This is a genomic window from Streptomyces sp. APSN-46.1 (genome assembly GCF_022815725.1).
In the GTDB taxonomy this organism is placed as follows: domain Bacteria; phylum Actinomycetota; class Actinomycetes; order Streptomycetales; family Streptomycetaceae; genus Streptomyces.
The window spans coordinates 1,149,281-1,174,500 of sequence record NZ_JALGRF010000001.1 but is presented as its reverse complement, the minus strand read 5'-3'; the positions used below and the strand labels follow the sequence as shown (position 1 = coordinate 1,174,500).

At 73.9% G+C, this 25,220-nt stretch carries 29 protein-coding genes and 1 pseudogene; 18 read left to right on the top strand and 12 right to left on the bottom strand.

Annotated elements, in window-relative coordinates:
• The first annotated feature begins 1 nt into the window (after nt 1).
• Nucleotides 2-457, top strand: a complete 456-nt coding sequence (locus tag MTF65_RS05235) for a (2Fe-2S)-binding protein (RefSeq protein WP_243626999.1) — start codon at nt 2-4, stop codon at nt 455-457.
• 27 nt (nt 458-484) lie between these two features.
• On the opposite strand, the gene MTF65_RS05230 is transcribed toward MTF65_RS05235, so the two are convergent.
• Nucleotides 485-1,735: a CdaR family transcriptional regulator gene (locus tag MTF65_RS05230; RefSeq protein ID WP_243626998.1), complete on the bottom strand. Its 1,251-nt coding sequence runs from the start codon at nt 1,733-1,735 to the stop codon at nt 485-487.
• A 146-nt stretch (nt 1,736-1,881) separates the two neighbouring features.
• Here MTF65_RS05230 and MTF65_RS05225 point away from each other — a divergent pair, with 146 nt between their 5' ends.
• From MTF65_RS05225 to MTF65_RS05185, 9 genes are all read left to right on the top strand, one after another.
• Nucleotides 1,882-2,445 carry a TetR/AcrR family transcriptional regulator gene (locus MTF65_RS05225; protein ID WP_243626997.1) on the top strand — a complete coding sequence of 188 codons (564 nt, stop codon included), beginning with the start codon at nt 1,882-1,884 and terminating at the stop codon, nt 2,443-2,445.
• Nucleotides 2,446-2,555: 110 nt separating this feature from the next.
• Entirely contained in the window at nt 2,556-3,155 is a 600-nt protein-coding gene (locus tag MTF65_RS05220) for a DUF6461 domain-containing protein (protein ID WP_243626996.1), read from the top strand.
• A gap of 174 nt (nt 3,156-3,329) precedes the next feature.
• Nucleotides 3,330-3,572, top strand: a complete 243-nt coding sequence (locus tag MTF65_RS05215) for a helix-turn-helix domain-containing protein (protein WP_308407108.1) — start codon at nt 3,330-3,332, stop codon at nt 3,570-3,572.
• Nucleotides 3,573-3,732: 160 nt separating this feature from the next.
• Nucleotides 3,733-4,134 carry a hypothetical protein gene (locus tag MTF65_RS05210; protein ID WP_243626995.1) on the top strand — a complete coding sequence of 134 codons (402 nt, stop codon included), beginning with the start codon at nt 3,733-3,735 and terminating at the stop codon, nt 4,132-4,134.
• On the top strand, nt 4,131-4,937 hold the full coding sequence (locus MTF65_RS05205) for a transcriptional regulator (RefSeq protein ID WP_243626994.1): 807 nt from the start codon (nt 4,131-4,133) through the stop codon (nt 4,935-4,937). Before MTF65_RS05210 ends, MTF65_RS05205 begins: the two co-directional genes overlap by 4 nt.
• An 83-nt stretch (nt 4,938-5,020) precedes the next feature.
• Nucleotides 5,021-5,449 carry a roadblock/LC7 domain-containing protein gene (locus tag MTF65_RS05200; protein ID WP_374207178.1) on the top strand — a complete coding sequence of 143 codons (429 nt, stop codon included), beginning with the start codon at nt 5,021-5,023 and terminating at the stop codon, nt 5,447-5,449.
• Between the two features lie 65 nt (nt 5,450-5,514).
• Nucleotides 5,515-5,889: a hypothetical protein gene (locus MTF65_RS05195; protein ID WP_243626992.1), complete on the top strand. Its 375-nt coding sequence runs from the start codon at nt 5,515-5,517 to the stop codon at nt 5,887-5,889.
• A 131-nt stretch (nt 5,890-6,020) separates the two neighbouring features.
• Nucleotides 6,021-6,503 (top strand): VOC family protein, encoded by a 483-nt coding sequence (locus tag MTF65_RS05190; protein ID WP_243626991.1) that lies wholly within the window; start codon nt 6,021-6,023, stop codon nt 6,501-6,503.
• A gap of 102 nt (nt 6,504-6,605) precedes the next feature.
• A complete protein-coding gene (locus MTF65_RS05185; RefSeq protein WP_243626990.1) occupies nt 6,606-7,895 on the top strand; it encodes an MFS transporter in 1,290 nt (429 codons plus the stop codon).
• Between the two features lie 11 nt (nt 7,896-7,906).
• On the opposite strand, the gene MTF65_RS05180 is transcribed toward MTF65_RS05185, so the two are convergent.
• Nucleotides 7,907-8,638, bottom strand: a complete 732-nt coding sequence (locus MTF65_RS05180; protein ID WP_243626989.1) for a Sir2 family NAD-dependent protein deacetylase — start codon at nt 8,636-8,638, stop codon at nt 7,907-7,909.
• 162 nt (nt 8,639-8,800) lie between these two features.
• Here MTF65_RS05180 and MTF65_RS05175 point away from each other — a divergent pair, with 162 nt between their 5' ends.
• Both MTF65_RS05175 and MTF65_RS05170 read left to right on the top strand, forming a co-directional pair.
• Nucleotides 8,801-9,283, top strand: coding sequence for a hypothetical protein (locus MTF65_RS05175; RefSeq protein WP_243626988.1), 483 nt, complete (start codon nt 8,801-8,803; stop codon nt 9,281-9,283).
• 166 nt (nt 9,284-9,449) lie between these two features.
• Entirely contained in the window at nt 9,450-10,313 is an 864-nt protein-coding gene (locus MTF65_RS05170) for a GNAT family N-acetyltransferase (protein WP_243627329.1), read from the top strand.
• Between the two features lie 142 nt (nt 10,314-10,455).
• On the opposite strand, the gene MTF65_RS05165 is transcribed toward MTF65_RS05170, so the two are convergent.
• The 3 genes from MTF65_RS05165 to MTF65_RS05155 form a co-directional block, all read right to left on the bottom strand.
• Entirely contained in the window at nt 10,456-10,899 is a 444-nt protein-coding gene (locus MTF65_RS05165; RefSeq protein ID WP_243626987.1) for a subtilase-type protease inhibitor, read from the bottom strand.
• A gap of 205 nt (nt 10,900-11,104) precedes the next feature.
• Complete coding sequence (locus MTF65_RS05160; protein WP_243626986.1) at nt 11,105-11,563, bottom strand: Crp/Fnr family transcriptional regulator; 459 nt, start codon at nt 11,561-11,563, stop codon at nt 11,105-11,107.
• Between the two features lie 204 nt (nt 11,564-11,767).
• Complete coding sequence (locus tag MTF65_RS05155; RefSeq protein WP_243626985.1) at nt 11,768-12,070, bottom strand: hypothetical protein; 303 nt, start codon at nt 12,068-12,070, stop codon at nt 11,768-11,770.
• Nucleotides 12,071-12,510: 440 nt separating this feature from the next.
• Between MTF65_RS05155 and MTF65_RS05150 the strand changes: the two genes are divergently transcribed.
• Nucleotides 12,511-14,415: a glycoside hydrolase family 5 protein gene (locus tag MTF65_RS05150; protein WP_374207156.1), complete on the top strand. Its 1,905-nt coding sequence runs from the start codon at nt 12,511-12,513 to the stop codon at nt 14,413-14,415.
• A 380-nt stretch (nt 14,416-14,795) separates the two neighbouring features.
• On the opposite strand, the gene MTF65_RS05145 is transcribed toward MTF65_RS05150, so the two are convergent.
• Both MTF65_RS05145 and MTF65_RS05140 read right to left on the bottom strand, forming a co-directional pair.
• The gene (locus MTF65_RS05145; protein WP_243626984.1) at nt 14,796-15,221 is read right to left on the bottom strand and encodes an ankyrin repeat domain-containing protein; all 426 of its coding nucleotides are present in this window, start codon (nt 15,219-15,221) and stop codon (nt 14,796-14,798) included.
• Between the two features lie 278 nt (nt 15,222-15,499).
• Nucleotides 15,500-16,144, bottom strand: a pseudogene (locus MTF65_RS05140) (HAD family hydrolase); the annotation flags it as partial.
• A gap of 226 nt (nt 16,145-16,370) precedes the next feature.
• Between MTF65_RS05140 and MTF65_RS05135 the strand changes: the two are divergent.
• Nucleotides 16,371-19,145 carry a DNRLRE domain-containing protein gene (locus MTF65_RS05135; protein WP_243626983.1) on the top strand — a complete coding sequence of 925 codons (2,775 nt, stop codon included), beginning with the start codon at nt 16,371-16,373 and terminating at the stop codon, nt 19,143-19,145.
• 112 nt (nt 19,146-19,257) lie between these two features.
• Here the strand turns inward: MTF65_RS05135 and MTF65_RS05130 are convergent, their stop codons facing one another.
• Nucleotides 19,258-19,797: a GNAT family N-acetyltransferase gene (locus tag MTF65_RS05130; RefSeq protein ID WP_243626982.1), complete on the bottom strand. Its 540-nt coding sequence runs from the start codon at nt 19,795-19,797 to the stop codon at nt 19,258-19,260.
• 20 nt (nt 19,798-19,817) lie between these two features.
• Nucleotides 19,818-20,297: a hypothetical protein gene (locus MTF65_RS05125; protein ID WP_243626981.1), complete on the bottom strand. Its 480-nt coding sequence runs from the start codon at nt 20,295-20,297 to the stop codon at nt 19,818-19,820.
• Between the two features lie 104 nt (nt 20,298-20,401).
• Here MTF65_RS05125 and MTF65_RS05120 point away from each other — a divergent pair, with 104 nt between their 5' ends.
• Nucleotides 20,402-20,704 carry a hypothetical protein gene (locus tag MTF65_RS05120; RefSeq protein ID WP_243626980.1) on the top strand — a complete coding sequence of 101 codons (303 nt, stop codon included), beginning with the start codon at nt 20,402-20,404 and terminating at the stop codon, nt 20,702-20,704.
• Nucleotides 20,705-20,736: 32 nt separating this feature from the next.
• Here MTF65_RS05120 and MTF65_RS05115 read toward each other — a convergent pair whose 3' ends face one another.
• Both MTF65_RS05115 and MTF65_RS05110 read right to left on the bottom strand, forming a co-directional pair.
• Nucleotides 20,737-21,207, bottom strand: coding sequence for a hypothetical protein (locus MTF65_RS05115; protein WP_243626979.1), 471 nt, complete (start codon nt 21,205-21,207; stop codon nt 20,737-20,739).
• A gap of 65 nt (nt 21,208-21,272) precedes the next feature.
• A complete protein-coding gene (locus MTF65_RS05110) occupies nt 21,273-21,848 on the bottom strand; it encodes a YdeI family protein (protein ID WP_243626978.1) in 576 nt (191 codons plus the stop codon).
• Nucleotides 21,849-21,986: 138 nt separating this feature from the next.
• Here MTF65_RS05110 and MTF65_RS05105 point away from each other — a divergent pair, with 138 nt between their 5' ends.
• The 3 genes from MTF65_RS05105 to MTF65_RS30445 all read left to right on the top strand — a co-directional run bounded on the left by MTF65_RS05105 (nt 21,987) and on the right by MTF65_RS30445 (nt 24,377).
• Nucleotides 21,987-23,297 carry an MFS transporter gene (locus MTF65_RS05105; protein WP_243626977.1) on the top strand — a complete coding sequence of 437 codons (1,311 nt, stop codon included), beginning with the start codon at nt 21,987-21,989 and terminating at the stop codon, nt 23,295-23,297.
• Between the two features lie 97 nt (nt 23,298-23,394).
• Complete coding sequence (locus MTF65_RS30170; RefSeq protein ID WP_279398556.1) at nt 23,395-23,520, top strand: hypothetical protein; 126 nt, start codon at nt 23,395-23,397, stop codon at nt 23,518-23,520.
• A 62-nt stretch (nt 23,521-23,582) separates the two neighbouring features.
• Nucleotides 23,583-24,377, top strand: a complete 795-nt coding sequence (locus tag MTF65_RS30445) for a peptidoglycan-binding protein (RefSeq protein WP_243626976.1) — start codon at nt 23,583-23,585, stop codon at nt 24,375-24,377.
• Nucleotides 24,378-24,426: 49 nt separating this feature from the next.
• On the opposite strand, the gene MTF65_RS05095 is transcribed toward MTF65_RS30445, so the two are convergent.
• Nucleotides 24,427-25,179, bottom strand: a complete 753-nt coding sequence (locus MTF65_RS05095) for an SDR family oxidoreductase (protein WP_243626975.1) — start codon at nt 25,177-25,179, stop codon at nt 24,427-24,429.
• Nucleotides 25,180-25,220: the final 41 nt, after the last annotated feature.

The window sequence follows — 25,220 nt, the reverse complement described above, 5'->3', positions numbered from 1 at the left end:
CGTGCCCTCGCACACCTTCACCGTCAACGGGCAGAGCGTCACCGTGGACGCGCCCGACGATCTGCCCCTGCTGTGGGTGCTCCGCGACATGCTGGGCGTCCGCGGCCCCAAGTACGGCTGCGGAGTGGACGTCTGCAAGGCCTGCACCAGCCACCTCGACGGCGCGGACATCCGGCCGTGCGTGGTGCCCGTGTCCGCGTGTGCCGGGAAGACGGTGACCACCATCGAGGGACTGGCGGACGGGGACGACCTGCACCCCGTGCAGGAGGCCTGGCTCGAACAGGACGTCTCCCAGTGCGGTTTCTGCCAGCCGGGTCAGATCATGGCCGCCGTCGCCCTCCTGAAGCGCACCTCCACGCCCACGGACGAGGACATCGACGCCATCGCCAACATCTGCCGCTGCGGTACCTACTTCCGTATCCGGGAGGCGATCCGCAGCGCCGCCGCGAAGATGTGAGCGCGGCCCGACCGCCGCGCCGACCGTTCACGCCGGGGGCCGCGGAGATCGGCGTACCGTACCCGCTGGAATCGGCGAAGCCGACGGGGGCGGAAGCGGAGGCGCGGGTGACCGGCCCGGCGCGGTGGCGGCGGCCCGCTGGACCACGGCCGCGTGGGCCAGGGCCAGCTCCACCACGTGAGCCGGATCGGACAGCGAGCGCCCGGTGAGCTGCTCCAGGCGCCGCAACCGGTTCGAGACGGTGTTGCGGTGGCAGTACAGCCGCTGCGCGGCGTACGTCGTCGAGCCCTGGCAGGCCAGCCAGGTCCCCAGCGTGGTCAGCAGCACCCGGCAGTCCTCCGGAGCCAGTGCCAGCACCGGGCCGAGCACCACATGACGCAGCCGGTCCGCGAGTTCGGCGTGGGCCGCGACGAGCGCCGCCGGGAGCCGTTCGTCCAGCACGGCCGTGCGCGGGCCGCCGCCGGACGCGGGGGCGGTGCGCAGCGCGAGTTCGGCCAGTCGGCGGGCCCGGGCCAGGTCGGCGGGGTCCTCCACGACCGGGCTGATCCCGGCTCGGACGTCGAGGGGCGCGAGCCGCTCCCGTACGGACTCCAGCGGGAGGTGGCCCAGCTCCACCAGGGCGCTCTCCCCGTCGGCCCGGATCCGCCGGAGCACGCGCGGGGCGCCGGGGCCGGTCTCCAGGCCCGCGCTGCCGGAGCCGCCCGGTCCCAGGACGACCACCGCGAAGCGGCCGCGCTCCGGAAGGCCCAGCCGCGCGGCGGCCTCCGAGGGCGTGCCGGTGCCGTCCAGCAACGCGTCCAGCAGGATCGCCCGGTGCTCGCGTTCGCGTTCGCCACGCTCGGCCTCGGTGTGCCGGTACGCCTCCGACGCGGCGTCCGTCAACTGGTCCAGTACGTCCCACAGCCCGGCCGCGCCCGGCAGCAGCCGGGGCAGCGCCGCCCGGTCGTACGCGGCCACCGCCTCGACGAGGGTCTGCCACAGCATGCGGCCGCTGCGCCGGTAGGTGCGCAGCAGGGAGTCGAGCGGCAGCCCCTGTTCGGCCCGGAGGCGGCCGGTGGCCCGGGCGTCGGCCAGCTCCACCGGCAGCCCGCGCGAGCCGCGGACCACGCCTTCGACGGCCTGGCGGAGGGTGAGGTGGATCCGGTCGCGCAGTTCGGCCCGCCCGAGCAGCGCGGCGTACGCGGGATCCTCGGCCAGGGTGCGGTCGGCGAGCCGGTCGGCCGTCACGGCGATCCGGCGGGCCAGGTCCTCGCGTATCTGCTCGATGATCCGATCCATGACCGGCAGAGTGACACGGGGGAGGGGGCGGTGGGGAGGGCCCGGACCGTGCCACGTCCGCTAGCGTGTGCGAAGCACTGCATATGCAGTGCTTCAACGGGGCTCCGCGCCGTGCTCGCCGTGCTCTACACCTCAGGGATCCGCCCATGCGCCAGAATCCGGAACGCCGCGCCGCGCTGCTCGACGCCGCCATCGAAGTCCTGGCGCGCGAGGGCTCGCGCGGCCTGACGCTGCGTGCGGTGGACGCGGAGGCGGGCGTTCCGACCGGCACCGCCTCGAACTACTTCGCCAACCGCGCCCAGCTGCTCGTCCAGATCCTGCACCGCACCCGCGAGCGGCTGATCCCGGACCCGGCCGACCTGGCCGGCCCCCTGGACACCAAGGTGCTGCTCGAACAGCTCCTCGCGCGGATGCGGCGCGAGCGCAGCGTGCACATCGCGATGCTGGAGCTGCGACTGGAAGCCACCCGGCGCCCCGAGCTCCAGCAGGAGGTCGCCGGGTTCCAGGCCGCGGAGCTGGAGGCGAACATCGCCTGGCACCTGGAGGCGGGACTGCCCGGGGACCGGCAGGGCGTCGTCCTGCTCTACCTGGCGATGCTGGGCCTGATCGTGGACGATCTGACCGTGCCGACGATCCTGGAGCCCTATCCGGTGGAGGGGCTCATTGAGGCAATGGTCGAGCGCCTCCTCCCGGAGAGGTCCGGGGACTGACTATCGTGCCGGTGGGGGTACCGGACACGGGAGGACACCGTGCGGATCGTGGATCTCACAGACATCACAGGCAGCGCGGGCACCACCGGCGGCGCGGGTGGCGGCATCCAGTGGCTGGCCCACTGGGACTGCTGGTTCCCAGCCTCACCTTCGCCCGGGGCATAGGGCCCGAGGAACTCGCCGCGCGGCTCGGCGCGCTGCCCGACATCCACCCGGGACCGCTGGCTGCGAGCGACGCCTGGAGCATGGTCACCGAACCCGTCGACGGTGACGGCGTCGGCGACGGTGACGGCGTGGCCCGGGTCGGTACCTGGGGCAACTGGTCCTTCGCCGTCGAACACGGCATGCCGGCCGGGGCGGAGCGGCTGGCCGAGATCTCCCTCGGCGGCGTCGAGGCCGTCCACCTGGACCCGCAGCCGGACCACCCGCCCCGGCAGTTCGCGTACGCCCGGGACGGCGAGCTGGTGTGCTGCTTCGGCCTCGGCGAGGAGTGCTGGCGCGGCGGCCACCAGCCGGACTTCCTGCTCCCCGAACTGGTGGCGGCCAAGATCCTCTCGCCCGACGGCGCGTACATCCGCCCCGAGGACGAGCCGTACGAGGAGCGCGACCGCCTCACCCTCGCCGTACTGGAAGCCCGCTTCGGCCTGTGCCTCCCGAGGCACCTGGTCGAGGAGGCCGCCCTCCCGGCGTTCGTGACCTGCACGAAGTAGACCCGGGCGGAGCCGCTGTCCCCGAACCGGCCGCCGGGCGCCGGGCGGTGTGGGTGTGCGGTGGGCTGACGTGCGGTGATCTTATGCTCAGGTTTAAGCGCGTCCGCTGGTTTTGCGGCCTGTGACCGACTTTGATGGGTTCGCCAGGCCTCGTACCGGACCAGGGGGACACTCATGGGCGCCGATCACAGCCAGAAGGACAGCACTCCCACCCTCATCGGTTCCGTACAGCGCGCACTGCGCCTGGTCGAGGCCATGCACGCGGAGGGCGGGGTCACGGCGAAGAGACTGTCGCGCATCACCGGCATCCCGCTGCCGACCGTCTACCACCTGCTCCGCACGCTCAGCCACGAGGGCTATGTCCAGCGCGAAGGCGGGGCCTTCAGACTCGCGGACGATCTTCCGCTCGCTTCGTGATCAAAAGGCGACCGGTTCCGGCCAAGCTGCCATGTCCATCCGTGCATGTTCCAGCGGAAAATGCCAGAACGCCCTTTCGCCCTGGGGAACATGAGTAAGTTCCCTCCTGTCGCGCCGTACGACTGTGCACCCAGCACGTCCGGCCGGGAGGGGAGCCAGCGTGCCCGGGATCGACGAATGCCTGCTCGAAGCCATGACCCTGCCCGGGGCGCGGGGGGCGGCGCTGATCGACTGGAGCAGCGGACTGGCTCTCGGCACCGTCGGGGAATCACCCACCGGGGACCACGAGACGACCGCCGCCGAGACCGCGGAACTGGCTCGGGCGGCCGCCGAGTACGAGTCCTTCGCCCCGGCCCCGGAAGCCGGAACGGGTAACTCCGCCGGTCCGCCCGTGGAGGACCTGATCGTCACCACCCGCACCGGCTACCACATCCTCCGCTTCGTCGAGACGAGCTTCGACAGCAGCGTGTTCCTCCATCTGTGGCTGGACCGGGCCGACGGCAACCTCGCCCTCGCCCGGCACAGACTCCGCTCCCTGGCCGAGGGGTTGGTGCTCAGATGACCTCCGCCACCCTCTCCGGCAGCCCCGGCAGCCCCGGCAGCCCCGTCGAGGTGTCGCCGCTGCTCACCCGGCTCGCCGCCGAGCGCGCCACCGGCGCCCTGCTCCGCGAACGCGGCACCCTCTTCCTCGAAGACGGCCGCATCGTCCACGCCGAGAGCCCGGCCACCCCCGGACTCGACGTCCTGCTCACCACCGGCGGCGCTCTCGCGCCCGAGCGCTGGCGCGAGGCCGTGGACCAGGCCGGTGCCCGCCGGCAGGTCGCCCGGTTCCTCGTCGACAGCGGCGGGCTCGCGGGCGGCGAACTGGAGATCTGCCATCTCGCCGCCATATTCGACGCCGCCTTCTTCGCCCTCTCCCCGGGCAGCGGACCCTCCCGCTTCCGCCGCGGGGCCACCCACTGGATCGGCACCGTACGGTCCGTCCCGGCCGCCGCCGTAGAACGCGAGACGCGGCGCCGGCGCGAGCTGCTCGACGCGGTCTGGCCGTACCCGCTGCTCGACACCGCCGCCGTGGTGCCCCGTACGGCCGCCCCCGGGCAGACCGTCACCGCACGGCAGCGACTCCTCCTCGCCCAGGCCGACGGCATACGCACGCCGGCCGACCTCGCCTGGGTGCTCGGCCGGCCGGCCTTCCACACGCTGCTCGACGTACGAAGACTCGCGGCGGCCGGACTCGTCGAAACCCCGCACGCCCCCGCGCCGGCGCCGGTGGAGACCCCCCTGCCCGACTGGATGACCCAAACCCAACCCCCGGACGTGGCGTTGCTCCGCCGGTTACGCGACGCACTGGAGGCAAGCCTGTGAGGCTCCCGATGCGACCGGTCCTGCGCGCCGACCGCTCCGAGCGGAGGCAGCCCGAAGGGATAAAAGCCGACATGAGCACGGCGATGGTGCCCGCCGAGGCCGAAGTCGAGATACTCGCCGAACTCCGGCGGCTGCGCGCCCGAGTCCCCCAGCTCACCGGCGCCCTCGCCGCGAGTGCCGACGGCCTGGTCCTCGCCCAGGACAGCGCCGCCGCCGAGGCCGAGGCCGTGGCGGCCCTGACCGCCGCCGCCCTCGGAGTGGCACAGCGGCTCAGCGACAGCACCGGCCAGGGCGGCTTCCGCGAACTCCTCGTACGCGGCGAGCACGGATACGTCGCCACGTACGCCGCGGGCGAGGTAGCCGTCCTCACCCTGATGGCGGAGCCGCGCGTCAACGTCGGCCGTCTCCATCTGGAGGCGCGGCGCTCCAGCCTCCGCGTCGCCGAGTTGATAGAGCACAGCCTCGGCCGAAGGGGGCCGCGCGCCCACATCCCCGGCGCCCCGCCCGCCTGAGCCCCCAGACCACCCCTCGCAGCAACCGAAATTCAGGACAGTTCGAACGGAAAGAGGAACCTCTCATGGTCAACGTGGAGACCGCCCTCAAGGAAGCCACCACCACCATCGACGGCGCGCTCGGCGCGGCCCTCGTCGACTACGGCAGTGGCATGGCCCTCGGCACCCTCGGCGGCGGCAAGGACCTCGACCTCGCGGTGGCCGCCGCCGGCAACACCGACGTGGTGCGCGCCAAGGTCCGCGCGATGGAGATGCTGGGCCTCAAGGACGAGATCGAGGACATCCTGATCACCCTCGGCAACCAGTACCACCTGATCCGGCTGATGAAGAGCCGGGGAAACGATGGGTTCTTCCTCTATCTGGCGCTCGATCGGAGCCGGGCCAACCTCGCGATGGCACGGCACCAGCTGAAGAAGATCGAGACCGACCTCGAGGTGTAGGGGCCTCGCCGGGGCCGCCGGAGTGCAATCCGGAGTGAATACGGACCGGTCCCGGGGCGGCCGATGAGTTTCGGTCCCGGCGCCGGTCTGTATGTGCGGGACGGTATCCCGCACTCACTCTGGAGGCAGTCATGAGCAGCAACGGATTCACCACGTGCCTGTGGTTCGACGGCAACGCGGAGGCCGCGGCCGACTACTACGTGTCCGTGTTCAAGGACGGCCGGATCGGCCGGATCGGCCGCTACACCGAAGCGGGCCCCGGGACGCCCGGCTCGGTGATGATCGTCGAGTTCGAAATCAACGGACAGAAGTTCGTCGGCCTCAACGGCGGACCGGAGTTCACCTTCACCGAGGCCATCTCCTTCCAGATCCACTGCGCCGACGACGCGGAGGCGGACTTCTACTGGGACGCCCTCACGGCGGACGGCGGCCAGGAAGTCGCCTGCGGCTGGGTCAAGGACAAGTTCGGCCTGTCCTGGCAGGTCATCCCCGCCGGGGCGATCGAGCTGATCAGCGACCCGGACCCGGGGCGGGCCGCCCGTGCCACCGCCGCCATGATGAAGATGAAGAAGCTCGACGTGGCGGAGATGCGCCGCGCGGCCGACGCGGCGTAGGGGCCGACGCGGCGTAGCGGCCGATGTTGGCACAGGGGAGCGGCTTCCCGGCCCAGGAAACCGGTTGCCCCGGACCGGTGACGGCGCGGAAGATCGTCGGCTGTGAGCACCAGCCGTATCTCCGCGATCCTGCCCGACCTGTCCCCCTGGCGTTCCAGCGGGGACTTCCGGCTGCTGTTCTACCAGGGCACCGTCACCTACTTCGGCAGCTTCATGGCGATGATCGCCCTGCCGCTGCAGATCAAGCACCTGACGGACTCGCCGCTGGCCGTCGGCGCCATGGGTGCGGTGGAACTCGTCCCCCTCGTGGTCTTCGGGCTCTACGGGGGCGCGCTGGCCGACGCCGTCGACCGGCGGCGGATGATCCTGCTGACCGAGGCGGGGCTGGGTGTCCTGGCCCTGATACTGCTGGTCAACGCCCTGCTGCCGCAGCCCCCGCTGTGGCCGCTGTACGTGGTGGCGGCCGGGGTGTCGGCACTGACCGGGCTCCAGCGGCCCGCGCTGGACTCGCTGATGGCCCGGATCGTGCCGCACGACCAGCTGACCGCCGCCGCCGCGCTCAACGGCCTGCGGTACCAGATCGGCGCGATCGCGGGCCCCGCCCTGGCGGGCCTGGTCGTCGCGTACGCCGGATTCGCGCCGGCCTACGTCGTGACGGTCCTGGGCTTCGCGGTCTCGGTCGCCCTGTGTACGCGGCTCAGCCCCGCGCCGCCCTCGCACGACGCGGAACGGCCCTCGCTGCGCGGGATCGCGGAAGGGGCCCGCTACGCGTGGAGCCGTCCCGTGCTGCTGGGGACGTACGCCGTCGACCTGGCCGCGATGCTCTTCGCCTTCCCGAACACGATCTTCCCCTTCCTGGCGGAGGAGTTGCACGCGGAGTGGTCGCTGGGCCTGATGTACGCGGCCGGCTCGGTCGGCTCGCTGGTCCTGGGACTGACCAGCGGCTGGACCTCGCGCGTACGCCGGCACGGGCTGTTGGTCGTCTGCGGCGCGGCCGCGTGGGGTGGGGCGGTCGCGGCGGCGGGCTGGTTCACGAACATCTGGCTGGTGCTGCTGTGCCTGGCGGCGGCGGGTGCCGGGGACATGCTGAGCGGTCTGGGCCGCGGGACGATCTGGAACCAGACGATCCCGGAGGAGCTGCGCGGGCGTCTCGCGGGCATCGAGGTGCTCTCGTACAGCGTGGGCCCGCAGCTCGGGCAGATGCGGGCGGGCGCCATGGCGGGCTGGACGGGCACGCGCCCGGCGTTCTGGAGCGGCGGCCTGGCCTGTGTGGCCTCGGTGGCCGTCCTGGTGGCGCTGCTGCCGAAGCTGGTCTCCTACGACGCGGCCACGGACGAGGACGCCCGCCGCCGCCGCGAGGCGAAGGAGCGGGCCGCGACCGCGTCCGCGTGACCCTGGGCCCCTCAGCCCTCAGCCCCGAGGCGGGCGAGGAGTGCCGGCAGGGCGGTGCCGATCGGCTCGCGGATCACCTCGTCGGCGAGCGGATCGTACGGGGTCTCCTCGGCGTTCACGATGATCAGCCGGGCCCCCGCCTCCGCGGCCATGCCGGCCAGCGAGGCGGCGGGCTGCACCTGGAGCGTCGTCCCGACGGCGATGAACACCTGACACCCCTTGGCGACGGCCACCGCCTGCCCCAGCACCTGGGGGTCGAGCCGTTCGCCGAACATCACGGTCGCCGCCTTGAGGATCCCGCCGCAGGACAGGCAGGCGGGATCGGGCTCCCCGGCGGCGACCCGCGCCAGCGCCCCGTCCATCGCCGACCGGGCGTGGCAGGCCGTACAGACCACCGCCCGGGCGCTGCCGTGCAGCTCGAACACCTTGCGCGCGGGCATCCCCGCGAGCTGCTGCAGCCCGTCCACGTTCTGCGTGACGACCCGGACCGGGGTGCCGCCGCGCTCCAGCTCGGCGACGGCCCGGTGCGCGGCGTTGGGCTGCGCCCCGAGGGCCCCGAGCTCGGCGCGCATCAGCCAGGACCGCCGCCGGATCTCCGGGTCGGCCATGTAGTACGCGTACGTCACGAGCTTCTCGGCGTCGGGTTCCCGCCGCCACAACCCCTGCGGACCCCGATAGTCCGGAATCCCGGAATCGGTGGACATCCCGGCCCCACTGAACACGGCGACAAGCGGCTTTCCCATACGCCGACCCTACGTACTGCCCACGCGGCCCCGCGAACGTATTAACGCGCCGCTCAACGCGCCGCCGGATGGTCGTTTCTGTGGTGAATCCCGCCCCCCACAGGAGTGAGATCCGCCCCGCGCCCCTCTCGCGCCCCTGCCCAGGCGGTAAAGAAACCGGACATGAAGCCCATGTCGTACGCCCTCGGCGCCCTGCTCGTGACCGCGCTCGCCCTGCCGGCCCCGGCCGCGGGCCCCGCCCTCGCCGCAGGCCCCTCCGCCGCCCCCGCGCCCACGCCGCCGCTCCACTCCGCCGGCCAGATCAGCGGCTTCCTCGCCGCCTTCTACGGCCAACACGGCCCCTCCGACCACTACCGCGAGTACCGGATCTCCCAGGCGCTCAAGGACAAACAGCAGCTCACGGACTTCGACGTGCTGCTCTGCTCCCAGAACACCCCGCAGAGCATCGGCATCGGCCCGGTCACCGTCGCCCAGTCGGCGGGTGTCGGGTGGGCCACCGTCACCACCCACTGGGACGGCGACGCCGAGGCGGACACCGGCGCCGAGGCGGATGCGGGCACCGAGGCGGACACCGACACCTTCACCGCGTACGTCCGCCTCGACTCCCGGCCGATCAAGCTCGACGACGTGATCTGCGCGGGCTGATACGCGTAGTAGGGCGGCGGCCATGCCGACGACGACCGTGCTCTTCTGCGCCGACCCGCTGAAGGAGCGGCGGCGCGCGGGCGCCGGTCCCGGGGCGCCCGTCAGTCTTCTGACGGCCGATCAGGGGCTGCTGCGCGCCCCTTGCGCATCTGGTACAACACCGGGCATGACGGCATTCGAGATCTTCGAGATCAACGGCGCGAGCGCCGCGGACATGGAGCTGTTCCGCGCCTGGGCCGACGCGGAGGGCTGGAATCCGGGCGACACCGACCGCTTCGCCTTCGCGGTCGCCGATCCCGCGGGCTTCCTCGTCGGCCGGCTCGACGGTGAACCGGTCGCCTGCATCTCGGCCGTGCGCTACGGGGCCGGCTTCGGGTTCATCGGCTTCTACATCGCCCGTCCGGCCTTTCGCGGCCAGGGTTACGGGATCCAGCTGTGGCGCGCCGGGATGGACCGGCTGGCCGGGCGGCTCGTGGGGTTGGACGGGGTGGTCGACCAGCAGGACAACTACCGTAAATCCGGCTTCCGTTCGGCCTGGAACAACGTCCGCCACGAGGGTGTGCCGTGCGGGGTACCGCGGAGCGGGGGCGGCAGCGGCGTGGAGATCGTGGACGCGGCCACCCTCCCCTTCGGCCAACTCGCCGCGTACGACCGGAGGTTCTTCCCGGAGTCGCGCGATGCCTTCCTCTCCGCCTGGACCGGCCTCCCCGGCCGGACCGCCCTCGCCGCCGTCCGTGACGGGAGGGTCGAAGGGCTCGGCGTGATCCGCCCGTGCAGCGGCGCCTCCCGGATCGGCCCGCTGTACGCCGACGCCCCGGAGGTGGCGGCCGCCCTGCTCGGGCGGCTCGCGGAGCACGCCCCGGGCGGGGAGGTCGCCGTGGACGTACCGGACGGGAACCAGGCAGCCACCGCGCTGATGTCCGGCCTGGGCCTGACCCCGACCTTCGAGGCGGCCCGCATGTACACGGGCCCGGCCCCGGACCTCGACCTGGCCGGGCTGTACGGGGTGACGAGCCTCGAACTGGGCTGACTGGCAAAGGCGGCTGCCCCGCTCGGCGCCGGGGCGGGCGCGCCTTCGCTCCGGAGGCCGGGGCCGGGGCCGGGGCCGAGTCCGGGGCCGGGACCGGACGGCGGTCGCACGGCGCCGCCCGGCCCTGGTGCTTCACGGGGTGTCAGAAGCCGAAAAGCGCTCCGCTGGTGTGGCGCAGGCCGCACGGGTTGCCGAACGTGTACGAGTAGTTCAGCCGGCGCCCCTGCCACACCCCGTCCGCCGTCACCGTCATGGGGTTCCACTCCTTCGTACACGGGACGGACGAGCCGCGCTCCGTCAGCGCGTCCAACCGGCCCGCGTTCGCCTGTAATTCGGTGCACGCGGCGGCGGGGGACGGGTGCGTGCCACCCGGCGTCGGCGCGCATACGAGGGTCACCGCGCGCAGTACCGTACCGGTCGCGGTGTCCTCACCGGCCGTGATGCCGAGCACGAGGGCCGACGGCGCGTACAGGCTCTCGGTGGCGGACGGCGCGGCGCCGGCCGTTCCGGGCCAGGCCAGCGCGGTGAGCGCGGTGAGCGCCATGGCGGCGGAACCGAGGCCGAGACCCTTTGCGATGGACTGCATTTCGAACACTCCCTTGGGTTCGTGTTACGGATAACGGACGGGAGTCTTGCCCAACCGGGTCGTGAACGCCCGTTCGCCCCGCGATTTCACGTCACCGATTGTGAGCGCATGAGTGCAGTCCGCAGCGATGCCACGGTGTTGACCTGTGCGGGAGCGCACGGCGGAATCGGCTGAACACACCCCCCAACAGGGCTGGGCGGGCGCCTCAGCCCGCCGCCGCCCGGGGGGCGTACAGGTCGATCAGGCGGGTACGGGTCTGGTGCAGCCGGAGCGCGAGGACGCGCCCGACCCAGTGCCCGATGGCGGAGCCGAACGCGGGGTCGGCGTCCATGAGCACGCGGACGGTGGTCGCGTCGAACTCGTACGAGCGGACCGGTGTCATCGCCTCGGCGCTGAGCTGCCACACGAACGGCGGGAACAGCCAGGACCATCCCACCAGCTCACCGGGGCCGAGGTTCTCGATGGGGGCGGGCCGACGGCCGGGCACCGGGAGCTCCAGCGTCACCGTGCCGGAGCGCACGATCCAGAAGGAATCCGCCCGCTGTCCTTCTTCGAAGATCCGGGCCCCTTCGGGGAAATTGACCTCGCGGGCCTGCGACATGAGCCGTCCGCGGTGCTCGGTGGACAGGACGGCTGCGATCCGGACGGGGGAAGGTGTGCTCACGACGGCCTCCGATCACGACCCCCCAGGGCGCTCCTGCTACCCCCAGTGTGGCCGACTTCCGGCCGATCGAGGGTCCGCGGGTCGATGATCGGAGCGTCGCCGGTCATCGGCGGTACCCGACGGCCGCCGGCGGGGCGGTCGGGGCGGTCCTCCCGGGACCGGCGACCTGTGCGCCTACACCCCTCCAGCGGTCCCGGAGACCGCTCAGTCCTCGGCGTTCGCCTCCAGGCAGGCCAGCTCCATCGCGTCGAGCACCGCCTCGTGGCTGCGCCGGCTCAGCTCGGCGACGTTCTCGATCTGGGCGGTCGCCCAGGCGGCGAGGGTCATCACGAGGACGCGGAGGCCGTCGGTGCCGTGCTCGGCGAGGATCGCGTCGGCGACGAGCATGGCCTCCTCGGGCACCTGCTCCGGAGGCTCCAGCCCGGCCAGCCCGCGCAGCATCGCGAGGGTGCGGCGGGAGATCTCCGGCGTCATCCTCGCCAGCCGCATGTCTTCTTCGTCGTCCATCCGCCCCACCCTCCCGTGCCGTGCCCGACCCTGAGGGCACGGTAGAGGGGCGGGACGCCGCGTGGGGCGGTTTCGCCAGGGTGACCCTGTGTGAAGGGGTGGCCGGGGCTCCGCCCGGTTGACGGGGCGCGGCAGCGTGAGCGGGCGCGAGCGCCCCGCCGGGCGGCCGCTCCGAGCCGGTTCGGGACGTACGCCCAAGCCGGTTCGGGACGTACGCCCAAGCCGGTTCGGGACGTGCGCCCGAGCCGGTTCGGGACGTGCGCCCGAGCCGGTTCGGGACATGGGCCCGAGCCGGTTCGCGACGTACGCCCGCCAGGCCGGCGCTCGTCCGAAAGCGCCGGCGCCCTTGGCTTCCCCTGTCGCCGACCGACCGGTAACTTGACCGCGGCAGCCGTCAGCCGACCGCAGTCAGCCCCGTGTGTGGCCCCGGCAGGAGCGAGATGAAGAACCTCTTACGCGCGATCCCGGGCGTCCTCCTGCTGATGATGGGCCTCCTGCCCGCAGTGGTGGCCGCCCCCTCGGCCGCGGCCGCCGCCGGGGTGGAATCGTGGGCCGCGCCGCTGTCCACCAGCGGCCGCTACATCGTGGACGCGAACGGCAACCGCTTCCGCCTCCGCTCCGGCAACTGGGACGGCGCCCAGGGCTCCTGGGGCGGCTCCGGCGACCGCGACGACCCCGCCACACACCACAGCGGCCAGGACTCCCACGGCATCCCCCTCGGACTCGACCGGGTACCGCTGCCCACCCTGCTGGCCGACTTCCGCGCGCTCGGCCTCAACAGCATCCGGTTGCCCTTCTCCAACGAGATGCTCCGCACCACCACCCCCGTCCCGGACGCGGCCGTCGCCGCCAACCCGGCCCTTCGCGGCCGCACCCCGCTCCAGGTGTACGACGCAGTCGTCGCCGCCCTCACCGACGCCGGGTTCGCCGTCATACTCAACAACCACACCGTCACCACCCGTTGGTGCTGCGGCCTCGACGGCAACGAGCGGTGGAACAGCGGCCGTTCCACCGCGCAATGGGCCGACGACTGGGTGTTCCTCGCCCGCCGCTACCGCGACAACCCGCGCGTGGTCGGAGCCGACCTCTACAACGAGGTCCGCCGCGACTTCCTCGACGACCCCAACTGGGGCCTCGGCGACGGCCACGACTGGCACGCCGCCGCCCAGGAAACCGCCGACCGCATCCTCACCGAGGCCAATCCGAACCTGCTCATCGTGGTCGAGGGCATCAACTGGACCGGCATCCCGCTCGACGGCCTGCCCCACGGCCGCCCGACCCTCACACCCGTCCGCACCCTCTCCCACACCCTCGCCGTCTCCCGCAAGCTGGTCTACTCCGCCCACTTCTACGGCTACACCGGCCCCCACCACAGCGGCGCCACCGGCATGGGCGAGACCCACGACCTCCGCTACCAGGACATGACCCAGGCCCAACTGGAGCAGACCCTTTACGACCAGGCCTTCTTCGTCTCCGCCGAGACCGGTACGCACTTCACCGCCCCCGTCTGGATCAGCGAGTTCGGCATCGGCGCCGACGAGACCGGCGCGGCCCCGCGCACCTGGTTCAACCGCCTCACCGCCTATCTGACCGACGCCGACGCCGACTTCGCGTACTGGCCCCTGGTCGGGTGGAGCACCACCGCGCAAGGCGCCCCGGGCGGCGACAGCTGGGCGATGCTCCGCTACGACAACACCGGCCGCCGGTCCGGCGCCCTGGACCCGGCGGACTGGCGTACGGGGCCGTGGACCGCCCTCGCCGCCACGCCGGGCCGTACCGGCGCGGTGCCCGCCACCTCCGCCTGGTACCAGCTCGACATCGACCACCGCGACCACAACGCCTCGCTGCTCACCCGGGCCGCCGGCGACTGGGACAGCGGCGCCCGCAAGGCCGTCTGCCCCGACGGCTCCCGGCTGGCCGGCCTCGGCCACACCGGCGGCCGGGGCCTGTGCGCGAGCTCGGACCTGCGCGCCCCGACGGGCGGGCACACGGTGGTCCGCGACGAGGCGTACGTCCCTCCGGGCGGGGACTGGGCCACCGGATACACGAAGTTCCAGTGCCCGGCCGGGCAGTACGCGATCGGGTACAGCCTGCGGGGCGCGCGCGTCTCGGCGGCCCTGTGCGCGCCCGCCCGGACGGCCCTCCCGGCCTCGGGCGGCCGTACGGTGTGGTTCGACCGCGGCGGCAACCGCCCGCCGGGCGCCTCCGGCGGCGATTTCGCCCACGGCCACTACAAGGGCCAGTGCCTGCCCACCGAGTACACGGCGGGCATCGCCTTCACCACCCGCGCGGCTGCCCGCCCCGGCCCGGCGGCGCTACTCTGCCGACCCCTCCCGGCGGCATGAACGCGCCCGCCATCCGGTACCGCCCCCGGAGCCGTACGCGCGAGCGCGCCGGACTCACGCGGCCCGCTCCCGGGGGCGTGAACGCGCCCGCCAGCTCGTACCGGCCCCGGAGCCGTACGCGGGAGTGCGCGGGACTCACGCCGACCCGTCCCGGGCGTGAACGCGCCCGCCACCCGGTACTGCCCCCGGGGCCGTACGCGCGAGCGCGCCGGGCTCACGCCGACCCGTCCCCGGGGGGTGTGAACGCGCCCGCCACCCGGTACCGCCCCCGGAGCCGTACGCGCGAGCGCGCCGGACTCACGCCGACCCATCCCCGGGGGGTATGAACGCGCCCGCCACCCGGTACTGCCCCCGGTGCCGTACGCGCGAGCGCGCTGGAATTACGCGGCCCGCTCCCGGGCCATCCGCTCCCGCAGCAGCCGGGCGGCCTCCGCGTGTGCGCCGCGCAGCGCCCACTCCAGCGGCGTGAGCCCGGTCCCGCCGTCCTCACGCAGGCCCGGGTCGGCGCCGTGCGCGAGGAGTTCCCGCACGGACTCCGCGTGACCCCAGCTGGCGGCCGCGCACAGCGGCGTCCCGTCCGTGGGGCCCCGGCTCTCGGCGTCGGGGTCGGCGCCGTGCGCCAGGAGCAGCCGGACGATCTCGGGCCGGCCCTGAACGGCGGCCGCGTACAGGGCGGTCGTGCCCTCCGCGTCCGCGGCGCCGGGATCCGCGCCGGCGCGAAGCAGGGCCGCCACCCGGGAGGCCGGTCCGTAGCCGGCGGTTTCGACGAGCTGCCGGGAGAGCCGCTTGCGCGTACGGCGGTTCACGAACCGGTCGCCCCGCCCTCGGCGCCCGCGCCCGCGCCCGCGTCCGCTTCCGGGCCCGCGTCCGCTTCCGGGCCTGTGCCCGCGCCTGCGCCTGGGCCTGTGCCCGCGCTTGCGCCTGGGCCTGTGCCCGCGCTTGCGCCTGGGCCAGCGCCCCGGCCTGGGCCTGTGCCCGCGCCTGCGCCTGGGCCTGTGCCCGCGCCTGCGCCTGGGCCAGCGCCCCGGCCTGTGCTCGCGCCCGTGCCCGCGCCAGTGCCCACGGTCGCGCCTGAGCCCGGGCCCGCGAGCAGTCCGGGCAGTTCGCGCATGTCGGAGAAGACGACCGTGCCCGGGCCGGCGAGGGCGGATGCCGGGGTCAGGCCGCCCGCGTAGCCGAAGGAACGCATGCCCGCCGCGCGCGCCGCCTCGACGCCCGGCCGGCTGTCCTCGACCACCACGCAGGCCGACGGTTCGACGCCCATGCGCCGGGCCGCGTACAGGAAGAGGTCCGGCGCCGGTTTCCCCCGGGGGACCTCGGTCGCGCTGTGGATGCGGCCCGCGAAGCGCTCGTACAGCCCCGTGCGGCCGAGGGTGTGCCGCATCTTCTCGTGAGACCCGCTGGACGCCACGCAGGTCGGCAGGGAGATCGCGTCGAGCGCCTCGGGCAGGCCCTCGACCGGGTCGAGCCCGGCGTCCACGGCCTCCGCGTGCATCCGGACGAACCGCTCGTCCCACTCCCGGGCCGTCCCGGGCCCGAGCCGCGCGGCCACCTGCTCCCGAACGGAGGCGCTGGAGCGGCCGATGAACCGGCTGATCACCTCGGCCTCGGTGAGCGGCCAGCCCAGTTCCGCGCCGAGGGCGACCTGGACGCGGGCCGCGATGCGCTCGCTGTCGACCAGCACCCCGTCGCAGTCGAATATCACCAGCCCGATGGGCTCGTTCGCAATGATCACGAGGGAAGAATAGGCCGCTCCCCACGTCCCGTCGGTATCCGAGTCGGTATCCGATACGTCAAGTGTGGTGACCGGGCTCCCGATTCGTCCTAGGGTGCGCCCGTACGTATGACCGCCCGGCCGGCCGTTTCCGCCGATCCCGGCCGACGGCCATGCGGCCGTGCGCCGCGCGCCTCGTGCGCCGCACGCGCACCACTCGGTACACCGAACTGGGGGGTTCATGCGTAGATCCAGAGGGCTGGCGGCCGCTCTCGCCCTGTCCCTGGCCGGCACCGGCGCGGTCGTAGGCCTCGGCCTCGGCCTCGTCCCGCCGGCGGCGGCACTCACCCCGCCCGTGGCCTTCACAGCCGACCCGCTGGCGACCTGGCAGCCCAACGGCGTCGTCTGGGCCCTCGCCGAGGCGGGCGGAGTGGTCTTCGCCGGCGGCACCTTCTCGGCCGTTCGCCCGCCCGACGGCGACGGCGCCGGAGGCAGCGAGAGGCCGGCGGTGAACTTCGTGGCGCTCGACGCCGCGACCGGCGCGCCGACCTCCTGCGAGCTGTCCTTCACCGTCGGCGGCGGCACGGCCACCGTCCGCGCGCTGTCCCTCTCGCCGGACAAGAAGACCCTGTACGCGGGCGGCTACTTCGGCGCCGTCAACGGCACCCCGGTCTCCAGCCTCGCCGCCATCGACGTGGCGACCTGCACCGTGAAGGCCTCCTTCCGGCCGGCCTTCGCGGCCACCGTACGGGCCCTCGCCGTCACCGCCGACACCGTCTACGCGGGCGGCGACTTCCTCAGCGTCTCCGGCCGGCAGCGCGAGCGTTTCGCCGCCGTGGACGCCACCGACGGGGCGCTCAAGCCCTTCACCGCCGACGCCGACGAGCCGGGCCGCGCCGTCGAGGTCACCCCGGACGGCGCCAACGTCGTACTCGGCGGCGACTTCTTCACGGTGAACGGTACGAACACGCACGCGCTGGCCGTCGTCGACGCCACCAGCGGTGCCCTCACCAGGTCGTACCCGGGCTTCATCGAGACCAACTCGGTCGTCAAGGACATCGCGACCGACGGCACCGGCTTCTACACCGCCAACGAGGGCACCGGCGGCGGGGTCTTCGACGGCCGGATCGCGCTCAACCTCGCCGACTTCAACCAGCGCTGGCGCGACACCTGCCTCGGCGCCACCCAGGCTGTGCTCCCGTACCAGAGCGTGCTCTACAGCGCCTCGCACGCGCACGACTGCTCCAGCGTCGGCGAGTTCCCCGACGGCCAGCGCCACCACCTGCTCGCCCAGCCGACCACCGGCACCGGCACCGGCACCGGCACCGGCACCGGCAAACTGGGCTGGGCCCCCGACACCAACGACGGCATCGGCGAGGGCATCGGCCCGCGCGTGATGGCGGTCGGCTCCAAGGGCGGCGTCCAGTACCTGTGGGTCGGCGGCGAGTTCACCACCGTCAACGGGGCGGCGCAGCAGAGCCTGACCCGCTTCGCCTCCACCGGTGACACCGGAGCGCCCACGGTCCCCGTCGCCAGCGCCGTCAGCTTCAAGCCAGGCGAGGTCCAGGTGCGCTGGCGCACCAGCCTCGACCTGGACGACAGCGCGCTGACGTACCGGATCTACCGGGGCGGCGCGGCCACGCCCATCGCCACGGTCACGGCGGACTCGCTGTTCTTCTCACGCCCGCAGGCCTCCTGGACGGACACCACCGTCACGCCGGGCCAGTCGTACACGTACCGGGTCACGGCCACCGACGCGGCCGGCAACACCAGCGCCCTGTCAGGGACGGCGAGCGTGACGGCTGCGACCTCGGTGGACGGCTACCCGAACGCGGTCCGCGCGGACGGCGCCCAGCTGTTCTGGCGCTACGACGAGTCGGCGCCGCCCTTCGTCGCCGACTCCTCCGCCGGCGGCAACGAGAGCGGCGTGCACCTGAACGCGCCCGCCCTGCGCCAGACGCCGGGCGCGGTCACCGGCGCGAGCACGGCGATCGGCTTCAACGGTACGGACACCCGGGTCTACGGGGACAAGCGCCGGACCGTGGGCGCCGCCTACACCATCGAGACCTGGTTCAAGACGAACACCACCCGGGGCGGCAAGCTCTTCGGCTTCGGGAACAACCAGGCTCGCGGCAGCAGTCAGTACGACAAGCACATCTATATGACCAATGACGGCCGGCTGGTCTACGGTGTGTACACCGGAGCCACCCGCACCATCACGACCGGCGGCACCGACCGGTACAACGACAACACGTGGCACCACGTCGTCGCCACCCAGGGACCGGGCGGGATGACCCTGTACGTGGACGGCGTCCAGAAGGGCACCCTGGGCGTCACCACGCACGAGAACTTCGCCGGCTACTGGCACGCGGGCGGCGACAGCCTCGGCGGCTGGCCCGACCGCCCCACCAGCGAGTTCTGGGCGGGCCAGCTCGACGAGACCGCCGTCTACCCGAGCGTCCTGAGCGCGGCGCAGGTACAGAACCACTACAACCTGGCCTCCGCCCCGGCCGATTCGGTCGTCCAGGTGACCGCCGCCGAGGACACCTACGCCAACGCCGGTGCCCCCGGCACCAATTACGGGACCTCGGGCTCGCTCGCGGTGCGCGGTACCCCGCTGTACGCGAGTTATCTGCGCTTCAACCTCCCGGCGGCGCCGGCGGGTACGGTGCTCAAGTCGGCCACGCTCAGCGTGAAGACCAGCACCATGAGCGGTGCCGGTACGGCGGACACCGTCTCGGTGGTCCCCGTCACCGGGTCGTGGACCGAGGCCGGGACCACGTACAACAACCGCCCGGGAGTGGGCGCTCCGGCGCTCGGCGCCTTCGCCGGGATCCCGGACGGCTCGGCCGTCCACACGACCGGGCTGACCACGGGGACGATCGCCACGGCCCTCGGCGGCAGCTACGGCCTGGCGCTGACCAGCGGTGGGACGGACGCGCTGTGGTTGTGGTCCTCGGAGGCCGCGGCCAACGAGGGCACACCACGGCTGACGCTGACGTTCGGCGCGCCGTGACGCCCGGCTGAATCCGCGCCGCGGTCGAGCTGCCGCTCCTCACCCTGAACCGATCCCGGCACGGTCTCACGTCCTCACGTCGTCCTCACGTCCTCACGTCGTCCTCACGTCCTCACGTCGTCCTCGCGAACTCCCAGCGGATCTCCCCGTCCTGGCGGTGCCGGGTCGGGGAGAGCCCGCAGGCCGCGGCGACCGCCGCCGACGCGTGGTGGTCCGGGTGGATGTGCGCCACGAGCCGCCCGACGGGAATGTCCGCGAGGTGGCCGGCCAGTGCCCGCGCGGCCTCCGTGGCGAAGCCTCGGCCCTGCCAGGGCGTCCCGAGGACCCACGCCATCTCGGCCTGGTCCCGCGCCGGGGTGAGGGTGGCCTGGACCGTGCCGATCAGGCATCCGTCCCGGCGCAGCCGCACGACCCAGTTGCGCCAGAGGACCGCCGGGTCGGGCGAGCCCGCCGCCAGCCGGGCATAGCGGGCCCGGAGCGCGTCGGGCGGCAGCGGAGCGCCGCCCGTGAAGGCGTACAGCGCCGGATCGGACAGTACGAGGGCCATCTCATCGGCGTGACCGGCGGCCAGCGGGATCAGGTCGAGGCGGCCGGTGGCGAGCCCGGCGGGGACCTGGCCGACCGGGTCGGAGAGTGAGTCGAGCATGCCCATCGGATGAGTGTGCCCGGGCGTTACCGTTGCGGGGAAACGGATTTCGGTCCGGCGGGCTCCACCTCCAGGAAGCGCCGACGTCGCGGGCCCCGGTACAGCAGGCACTCCCACCCCATCCGTTCCAGCGCCGCCGCGCAGGCCGTCAGGCGCTCCTGCTCCTCCTCGGCCGCGCCGCCGCCCGGCGGGCCGAGCCAGGTCACCTCCACCCGTCCGGGATCCGCGGCCGGGGCCACCCGATAGCCCGTGTGGGTACGCCGCCCCCGCGCGTCCACGGCCGACGGAGCGATCCCCGCCGCCTCCAGTACGAGGGCCACCGCGCGCGGCATCTGCCGGAGCTCCCACGCCGCGGGAACCCCGGCGCCCGCCCCGGCGTTCATCAGACGGCGGATCTGCAACAGCCCCTCGTACGCCGTCCTCAGCTCGCCGGCCCGCGCCGCCGGGTCCCCGATGGCCGGCCCGTCGCCCGTCGCGGCCTCGAACCCCTGCCCGGGTGCCGTCATCCCCCACCGCCTTCCCCACCCAGGTCCCGACTGAGTACCTCACGCCCAACGGACTGAGTATCCGCTCCGATTCCCCGCCGCGCCGCCGGTGATCGAATAGGGGCATGACTTCCGACGCCCCGCGCCCCGCGAGCCGCCCGCGCATACAGCACGTCACCACCGCCGGCTCGGCGCTGGCCGTGGCCCTGGTCCCGCTCTTCGTCGGGGTCCTGGTGGCCAAGGGCCTGGGCGCGGATCCGTTGACCCCGGTCAACGCCCTGATCAGCGGCGGCGGGCAGCGGGCCGGGCTGCCGCGGGGCGAGTGGCGCCGCCGCAGGTACGACACGATGCACCGGCTGCGCACCGCCCGCCGGGGCACGGCCCGGCGCTGCGCCTTCGTCTGCGGCCGCCGCCCGTCGGCCTCCTGAAACTGAAGTCAGGCACGTCAGAGTCAGGCACGTCAGAGTCCGTGCGAGCCGTACTGGCGCACGCACAGGTCCACGATCGACGGCGGTACGGCGCCGCCCTCGGTGGCCGCGCAGAGATCCTCCACCCGGGGCAGCCGGTCCGTCGGCCGAGGAAGCCGGGGCGGCGCGGGCTTGGGCGGCCGCACCCGGCGCGGCGGTGCCGCGGGCTTCGCGGGCCGTTTGGCCGGCGGCCGGGCCGCCTTGACGGCGGCTTGCTTCCGGCCTGGCTCCGGCTCGGGTTCGGGTTCCGCCTCCGGCAGGACGCCGAGCGGCACGGGGAGGGGCAGGGGGACGGACAGCGCGGGCGGCGGGGCGGCGGCCCCCGTCCCGCCCGCCGGGCCGGGGGCGCCCACGGGCGGTACGGAACCCCGTGCGGGAGCCGGGGACCCAGGGCCGACGGAGACGCATCCGGCGCTCGCGAGGAGCGCGAGGAGAGAGAGGGGCACGGCCCGGCGCAACTGCATCGCCCCACCATGCCCCACCCCCGGCCCGCCCGAGTGCCGGGCTCACGCGTCCGGGTGACGCCGACTCAGGGGCCGGGGCGGGCTTCGAGCGCGTGCAGGGCCTTGTCGAGGCGCGCCCGCCGGGTCCGCGGGGTGCCGGCCTGGAGCAGCGGCAGGATCAGCAGGTAGCGTCCGGTCTTGTCGAGCGCCTCGAACGCCTTCCCGGCCTCCGGATTCGCGTCGAGCGCCGCCGCGAGGTCGGGCGGCACCGCGGCCGTCTTCTGCGACTCGTAGGCCCTCGCCCAGCGGCCGTCCTCCTGGGCCTTGCGCACCTCGGCGAGCCCGGGTTCGCGCATCCGGCCGGCCGTCGTCAGCATCGCGACCTTCTCCACGTTCACCCGCGACCACAGGCTCCTGGGCCGACGCGGCACGTACTTCTGGAGGTAGTGGCGCTCGTCGTACGACCGACGCTGGCCGGAGATCCAGCCGTAGCAGAGCCCGATGTCGACCACCTCGTCGTCGGTGACCGTCGGGATCCCGGACTTCTTCTTGGCCATCTTGATCCACACGCCCTCGTGACGCGTGTGGTGCTCGGCCAGCCAGTTCTCGAACGCCTCGGCGTCCGCGAAGGCGATGATCTCCACTCCGTCGAGCTCGTCCATACGGCTCAGGCTAACCGGGAATCAATCCGGGCCGCCCGGGAATTGGAACGACAGTGCGAGGCGACGGGGGAGGCGCGACCCCCGGCGCTCCGTGCTGCGTGTCCCGTTCACCGCCTGCCCTGTACGGAGTGCCGCTTCATGACCGATGCCGATGCCGATGCCGATACCGGGGCTGCCGCTCCCGCGCACAGCAGCCACGCGCCGACGCCCTGGAAGGGCTGGGCGGCCGTCTGGGCCGTCTCCCTCGGGATCTTCTGCCTGGTCACCTCCGAGTTGCTGCCCGTCGGGCTGCTCACCCCGGTCGGGGCCTCGCTCGGGGTGTCCGACGGCACCGCCGGGCTGATGGTCACCGTGCCGGGGCTGGTCGCCGGTTTCTGCGCGCCGCTCGTCACCGTCGCCGCCGGGCGGCTCGACCGGCGGCTCGTGCTGTGCGTCCTGCTCGCCCTGATGGCCGCCGCCAATCTCGCCGCCGCCCTCGCGCCGGACTTCGCCGTGGTCCTCGCGGCCCGGCTGCTCGTCGGCGTCAGCGTCGGCGGCTTCTGGGCCGTAGCGGGCGGGCTGGCCGTACGGCTGGTTCCCGAGCGCCACGTCGGCCGGGCCACCGCCGTCGTCTTCGGCGGGGTCCCCACGGCCTCCGTGCTGGGTGTCCCCGCCGGAACCCTGCTCGGGGAACTCGGCGGCTGGCGCATGGCCTTCGCGGCCGTGGGCGCCCTCGGCTTCGTCACGCTCGTCGCCCTGCTCCTGCTGCTGCCCGCGCTGCCTCCTGATCGGAGCATCAGCTTCCGGGAACTTCCCGCCCTGCTGCGCGACAACCGCGGCGTGCGCGCCGGAGTGATCGTCACCTTCCTCGTGGTCACCGGACAGTTCGCGGCCTACACCTTCGTGCGGCCGATCCTGCGGGACGTCTCCGGCGTCGACGCCGAGTACGTCAGCACCCTGCTCCTCGGGTACGGGGTGGCCGGGGTCGCCGGGAACTTCCTGGCCGGGGCGCGCGATGCGCGCCGTACGCTGTTCGTGGTCGGCGCCACCCTCACCGTGGTGCTGGCGATGATCGCCACCCTCCCGGGCGCGGTCGCCGGCACGGCGCTGCTGCTCGTGTGGGGGCTCGCGTACGGCGGGGTCTCGGTGAGCCTGCAGAGCTGGATGATCAAGGCGGCGCCGCGTGCGGCCGAGGCCGCCTCCTCCCTGATGGTGGCCATGTTCAACTTCGCCATCGCCGCCGGGGCGCTCGTCGGCGGCCTCGCGGTCGACGGAATCTCCGCGCCCGCGGCCCCGCTGACCGGAGCGCTGCTGATGCTGTCGGCCGCCGTCGCGACAGGGGTCACCTCGATGCGCCGCCGGGAACCGGGCTGCCCGACGACGGGGGTTCCCGACCACCCGCTCGGCGTCGCGGCCGAGGGGCAGAGGAAGGTCCCGCAGGAAGAAGCACCGCACAAAAGGGATGGATAGGGCGGATCGGATGCCCGGCTTGACCGGGGCCGGCCCGGGGGGCAAGAGTGCGCCCGATCAAGAACCACCGCTTGAGCCGCACACCGGAGATCCCAGCATGCGCATATCCAGTCGCTCCACGCTCGCTCCGGCCGTGACCGGCGGTTCTCTCGCGATCGGCGGCACCGCCGTGCCGGCCGCCGCCACAGGCACGGTCCTCGTCGCGCGGCGGCGCGGGGCCTGACCGGCCGGGTGGGGGCCGGCACCGCACCGCCGCGCCGGCCTCCGCCCCCGCCGGGAGACAACGTGTCCCCCCACCCCGATGAGAGCGGGATCGTCCCCGACGACGACCGCCTGCTCGTACGCCCTTACGTCGCGCCCCCGGGCCGCCCGTCCTCGTCGACGGCCCCGGAGTGGCCCCGGACCGGGTCTCCGGTCTCCTCCTTCGCTCCCGAACCGGCGTCGGCCCCCGCCGCCGTGCCGGGTCCCGCTTCCGGTCGCGCTTCCGGTCCCGGTTCCGCTTCCGCCGGCCGAGCGGGGGCCCACCGCAAGCGGGCCCGCCGCAGCCGCCCGCCGGTGGCGGTACTCGCGCTGCTCGGGCTGGGTGCGGCGGGCGGCCTGGTGTTCCTGCTGACCGGGTCGGAGGACCCCGAGCCGGACCGGGCGATGGCGCCACCCGGGCTGTCCGTTCCGGAGCTCCAGGCGCGCGATCCGGGCGCCGGCGAGCCGTCGCCCGCGGTGTCCGCGCCGCGCTCCGGGGCGGCCTCCGCCTCACCCGGCGCCTCCGCGTCGGCTTCGGTCTCGCCCGGGCCGTCGACTTCCGCGAACCAGGGCGAGGCCTCCGGGGCCCCGTCCGGTGGGTCCGGCAAGACGTCGGCCGACGGGTCCGGGACGCTGCGCCCTGGGGACCGCGGGCCGGAGGTGCGCGACCTCCAGCAGCGGCTCGTCGGGCAGGGGTTCACGTACGTCAACGTCAACGGGGTCTACGACGGCCAGACCCGGCGCGGTGTCGCCCAGCTGCAGAGCGACCGGGGCATCACCGGCGACCCGAAGGGCGTCTACGGCCCGGCCACCCAGGCGGCCTTCGGAGCCGGCGGCTGAGCTTCCGGTCAGCGGCGGGGCGGCGACGAGGCGGCGGCTGAGCTTCCGGTCAGCGGCCGCCGGAGACCCGGAGGACGGCCCCCGTCGTGTACGAGGCGTCGGGCGACAGCAGCCAGGCGATGGCCCCGGCGATCTCCTCGGGCTGTCCGGGCCGGCCGAGGGGAATTCCGGCGGCGGCCCGGGCCGGGCGGTCGGGGTCGCCCATCGCCGCGTGCATGTCGGTCTCGATGATCCCGGGCGCCACGGCGTTGACCCGGATCCCGTCCGGGCCGAGTTCCTTGGCCAGGCCCAGGGTGAGGGTGTCGACGGCGGCCTTGGTGGCCGCGTAATGGACGTAGTCCCCGGGGCTGCCGAGGGTGGCGGCCGCCGAGGAGACGTTCACGATGACCCCGCCGGAGCCGCCACCGGCCTCGGACATGTCCCGGGCGGCCCGACGGCAGCAGAGCAGCACCCCGAGGAGGTTCACCTCCACCACGCGCCGCAGGTCCTCGGTGGTGGCGTCGGCGAGTCGGCCGAGCGGTCCGGTGACCCCGGCGTTGTTGACGAGCCCGGTGACCGTGCCGAGTTCGGCCCCGGCGATGTCGAAGAGCCGCTCGACGCCGCACTCCTGGGAGGTGTCGCCCCGTACGGTCACACACCGGGCGCCGGCCGCCCGGACCCGTTCGGCGGTGGCCTCGGCGGCCGCGTCGTCGTGGGCGTAGCCGAGCACCAGGTCATGGCCTTCGGAGGCGAGCCGCACGCAGGTCGCCGCGCCTATGCCCCTGCTGCCTCCGGTGACGACGGTGACCGGGCGACGTGACATGCGAGCCTCCTGTGTGACGCGTGGCGCGTGGCGCGTGGCGC

What these genes read in the sequence shown, in the direction of transcription:
- MTF65_RS05230 (WP_243626998.1), bottom strand. Translation starts at nt 1,735, where the DNA reads ATGGATCGGATCATCGAGCAGATACGCGAGGACCTGGCCCGCCGGATC.
- MTF65_RS05225 (WP_243626997.1), top strand. Translation starts at nt 1,882, where the DNA reads ATGCGCCAGAATCCGGAACGCCGCGCCGCGCTGCTCGACGCCGCCATC.
- MTF65_RS05215 (WP_308407108.1), top strand. Translation starts at nt 3,330, where the DNA reads ATGGGCGCCGATCACAGCCAGAAGGACAGCACTCCCACCCTCATCGGT.
- MTF65_RS05205 (WP_243626994.1), top strand. Translation starts at nt 4,131, where the DNA reads ATGACCTCCGCCACCCTCTCCGGCAGCCCCGGCAGCCCCGGCAGCCCC.
- MTF65_RS05200 (WP_374207178.1), top strand. Translation starts at nt 5,021, where the DNA reads ATGGTGCCCGCCGAGGCCGAAGTCGAGATACTCGCCGAACTCCGGCGG.
- MTF65_RS05195 (WP_243626992.1), top strand. Translation starts at nt 5,515, where the DNA reads ATGGTCAACGTGGAGACCGCCCTCAAGGAAGCCACCACCACCATCGAC.
- MTF65_RS05190 (WP_243626991.1), top strand. Translation starts at nt 6,021, where the DNA reads ATGAGCAGCAACGGATTCACCACGTGCCTGTGGTTCGACGGCAACGCG.
- MTF65_RS05180 (WP_243626989.1), bottom strand. Translation starts at nt 8,638, where the DNA reads ATGGGAAAGCCGCTTGTCGCCGTGTTCAGTGGGGCCGGGATGTCCACC.
- MTF65_RS05175 (WP_243626988.1), top strand. Translation starts at nt 8,801, where the DNA reads ATGAAGCCCATGTCGTACGCCCTCGGCGCCCTGCTCGTGACCGCGCTC.
- MTF65_RS05170 (WP_243627329.1), top strand. Translation starts at nt 9,450, where the DNA reads ATGACGGCATTCGAGATCTTCGAGATCAACGGCGCGAGCGCCGCGGAC.
- MTF65_RS05165 (WP_243626987.1), bottom strand. Translation starts at nt 10,899, where the DNA reads ATGCAGTCCATCGCAAAGGGTCTCGGCCTCGGTTCCGCCGCCATGGCG.
- MTF65_RS05155 (WP_243626985.1), bottom strand. Translation starts at nt 12,070, where the DNA reads ATGGACGACGAAGAAGACATGCGGCTGGCGAGGATGACGCCGGAGATC.
- MTF65_RS05150 (WP_374207156.1), top strand. Translation starts at nt 12,511, where the DNA reads ATGAAGAACCTCTTACGCGCGATCCCGGGCGTCCTCCTGCTGATGATG.
- MTF65_RS05135 (WP_243626983.1), top strand. Translation starts at nt 16,371, where the DNA reads ATGCGTAGATCCAGAGGGCTGGCGGCCGCTCTCGCCCTGTCCCTGGCC.
- MTF65_RS05130 (WP_243626982.1), bottom strand. Translation starts at nt 19,797, where the DNA reads ATGGGCATGCTCGACTCACTCTCCGACCCGGTCGGCCAGGTCCCCGCC.
- MTF65_RS05125 (WP_243626981.1), bottom strand. Translation starts at nt 20,297, where the DNA reads ATGACGGCACCCGGGCAGGGGTTCGAGGCCGCGACGGGCGACGGGCCG.
- MTF65_RS05120 (WP_243626980.1), top strand. Translation starts at nt 20,402, where the DNA reads ATGACTTCCGACGCCCCGCGCCCCGCGAGCCGCCCGCGCATACAGCAC.
- MTF65_RS05115 (WP_243626979.1), bottom strand. Translation starts at nt 21,207, where the DNA reads ATGCAGTTGCGCCGGGCCGTGCCCCTCTCTCTCCTCGCGCTCCTCGCG.
- MTF65_RS05110 (WP_243626978.1), bottom strand. Translation starts at nt 21,848, where the DNA reads ATGGACGAGCTCGACGGAGTGGAGATCATCGCCTTCGCGGACGCCGAG.
- MTF65_RS05105 (WP_243626977.1), top strand. Translation starts at nt 21,987, where the DNA reads ATGACCGATGCCGATGCCGATGCCGATACCGGGGCTGCCGCTCCCGCG.
- MTF65_RS30170 (WP_279398556.1), top strand. Translation starts at nt 23,395, where the DNA reads ATGCGCATATCCAGTCGCTCCACGCTCGCTCCGGCCGTGACCGGCGGT.
- MTF65_RS05095 (WP_243626975.1), bottom strand. Translation starts at nt 25,179, where the DNA reads ATGTCACGTCGCCCGGTCACCGTCGTCACCGGAGGCAGCAGGGGCATA.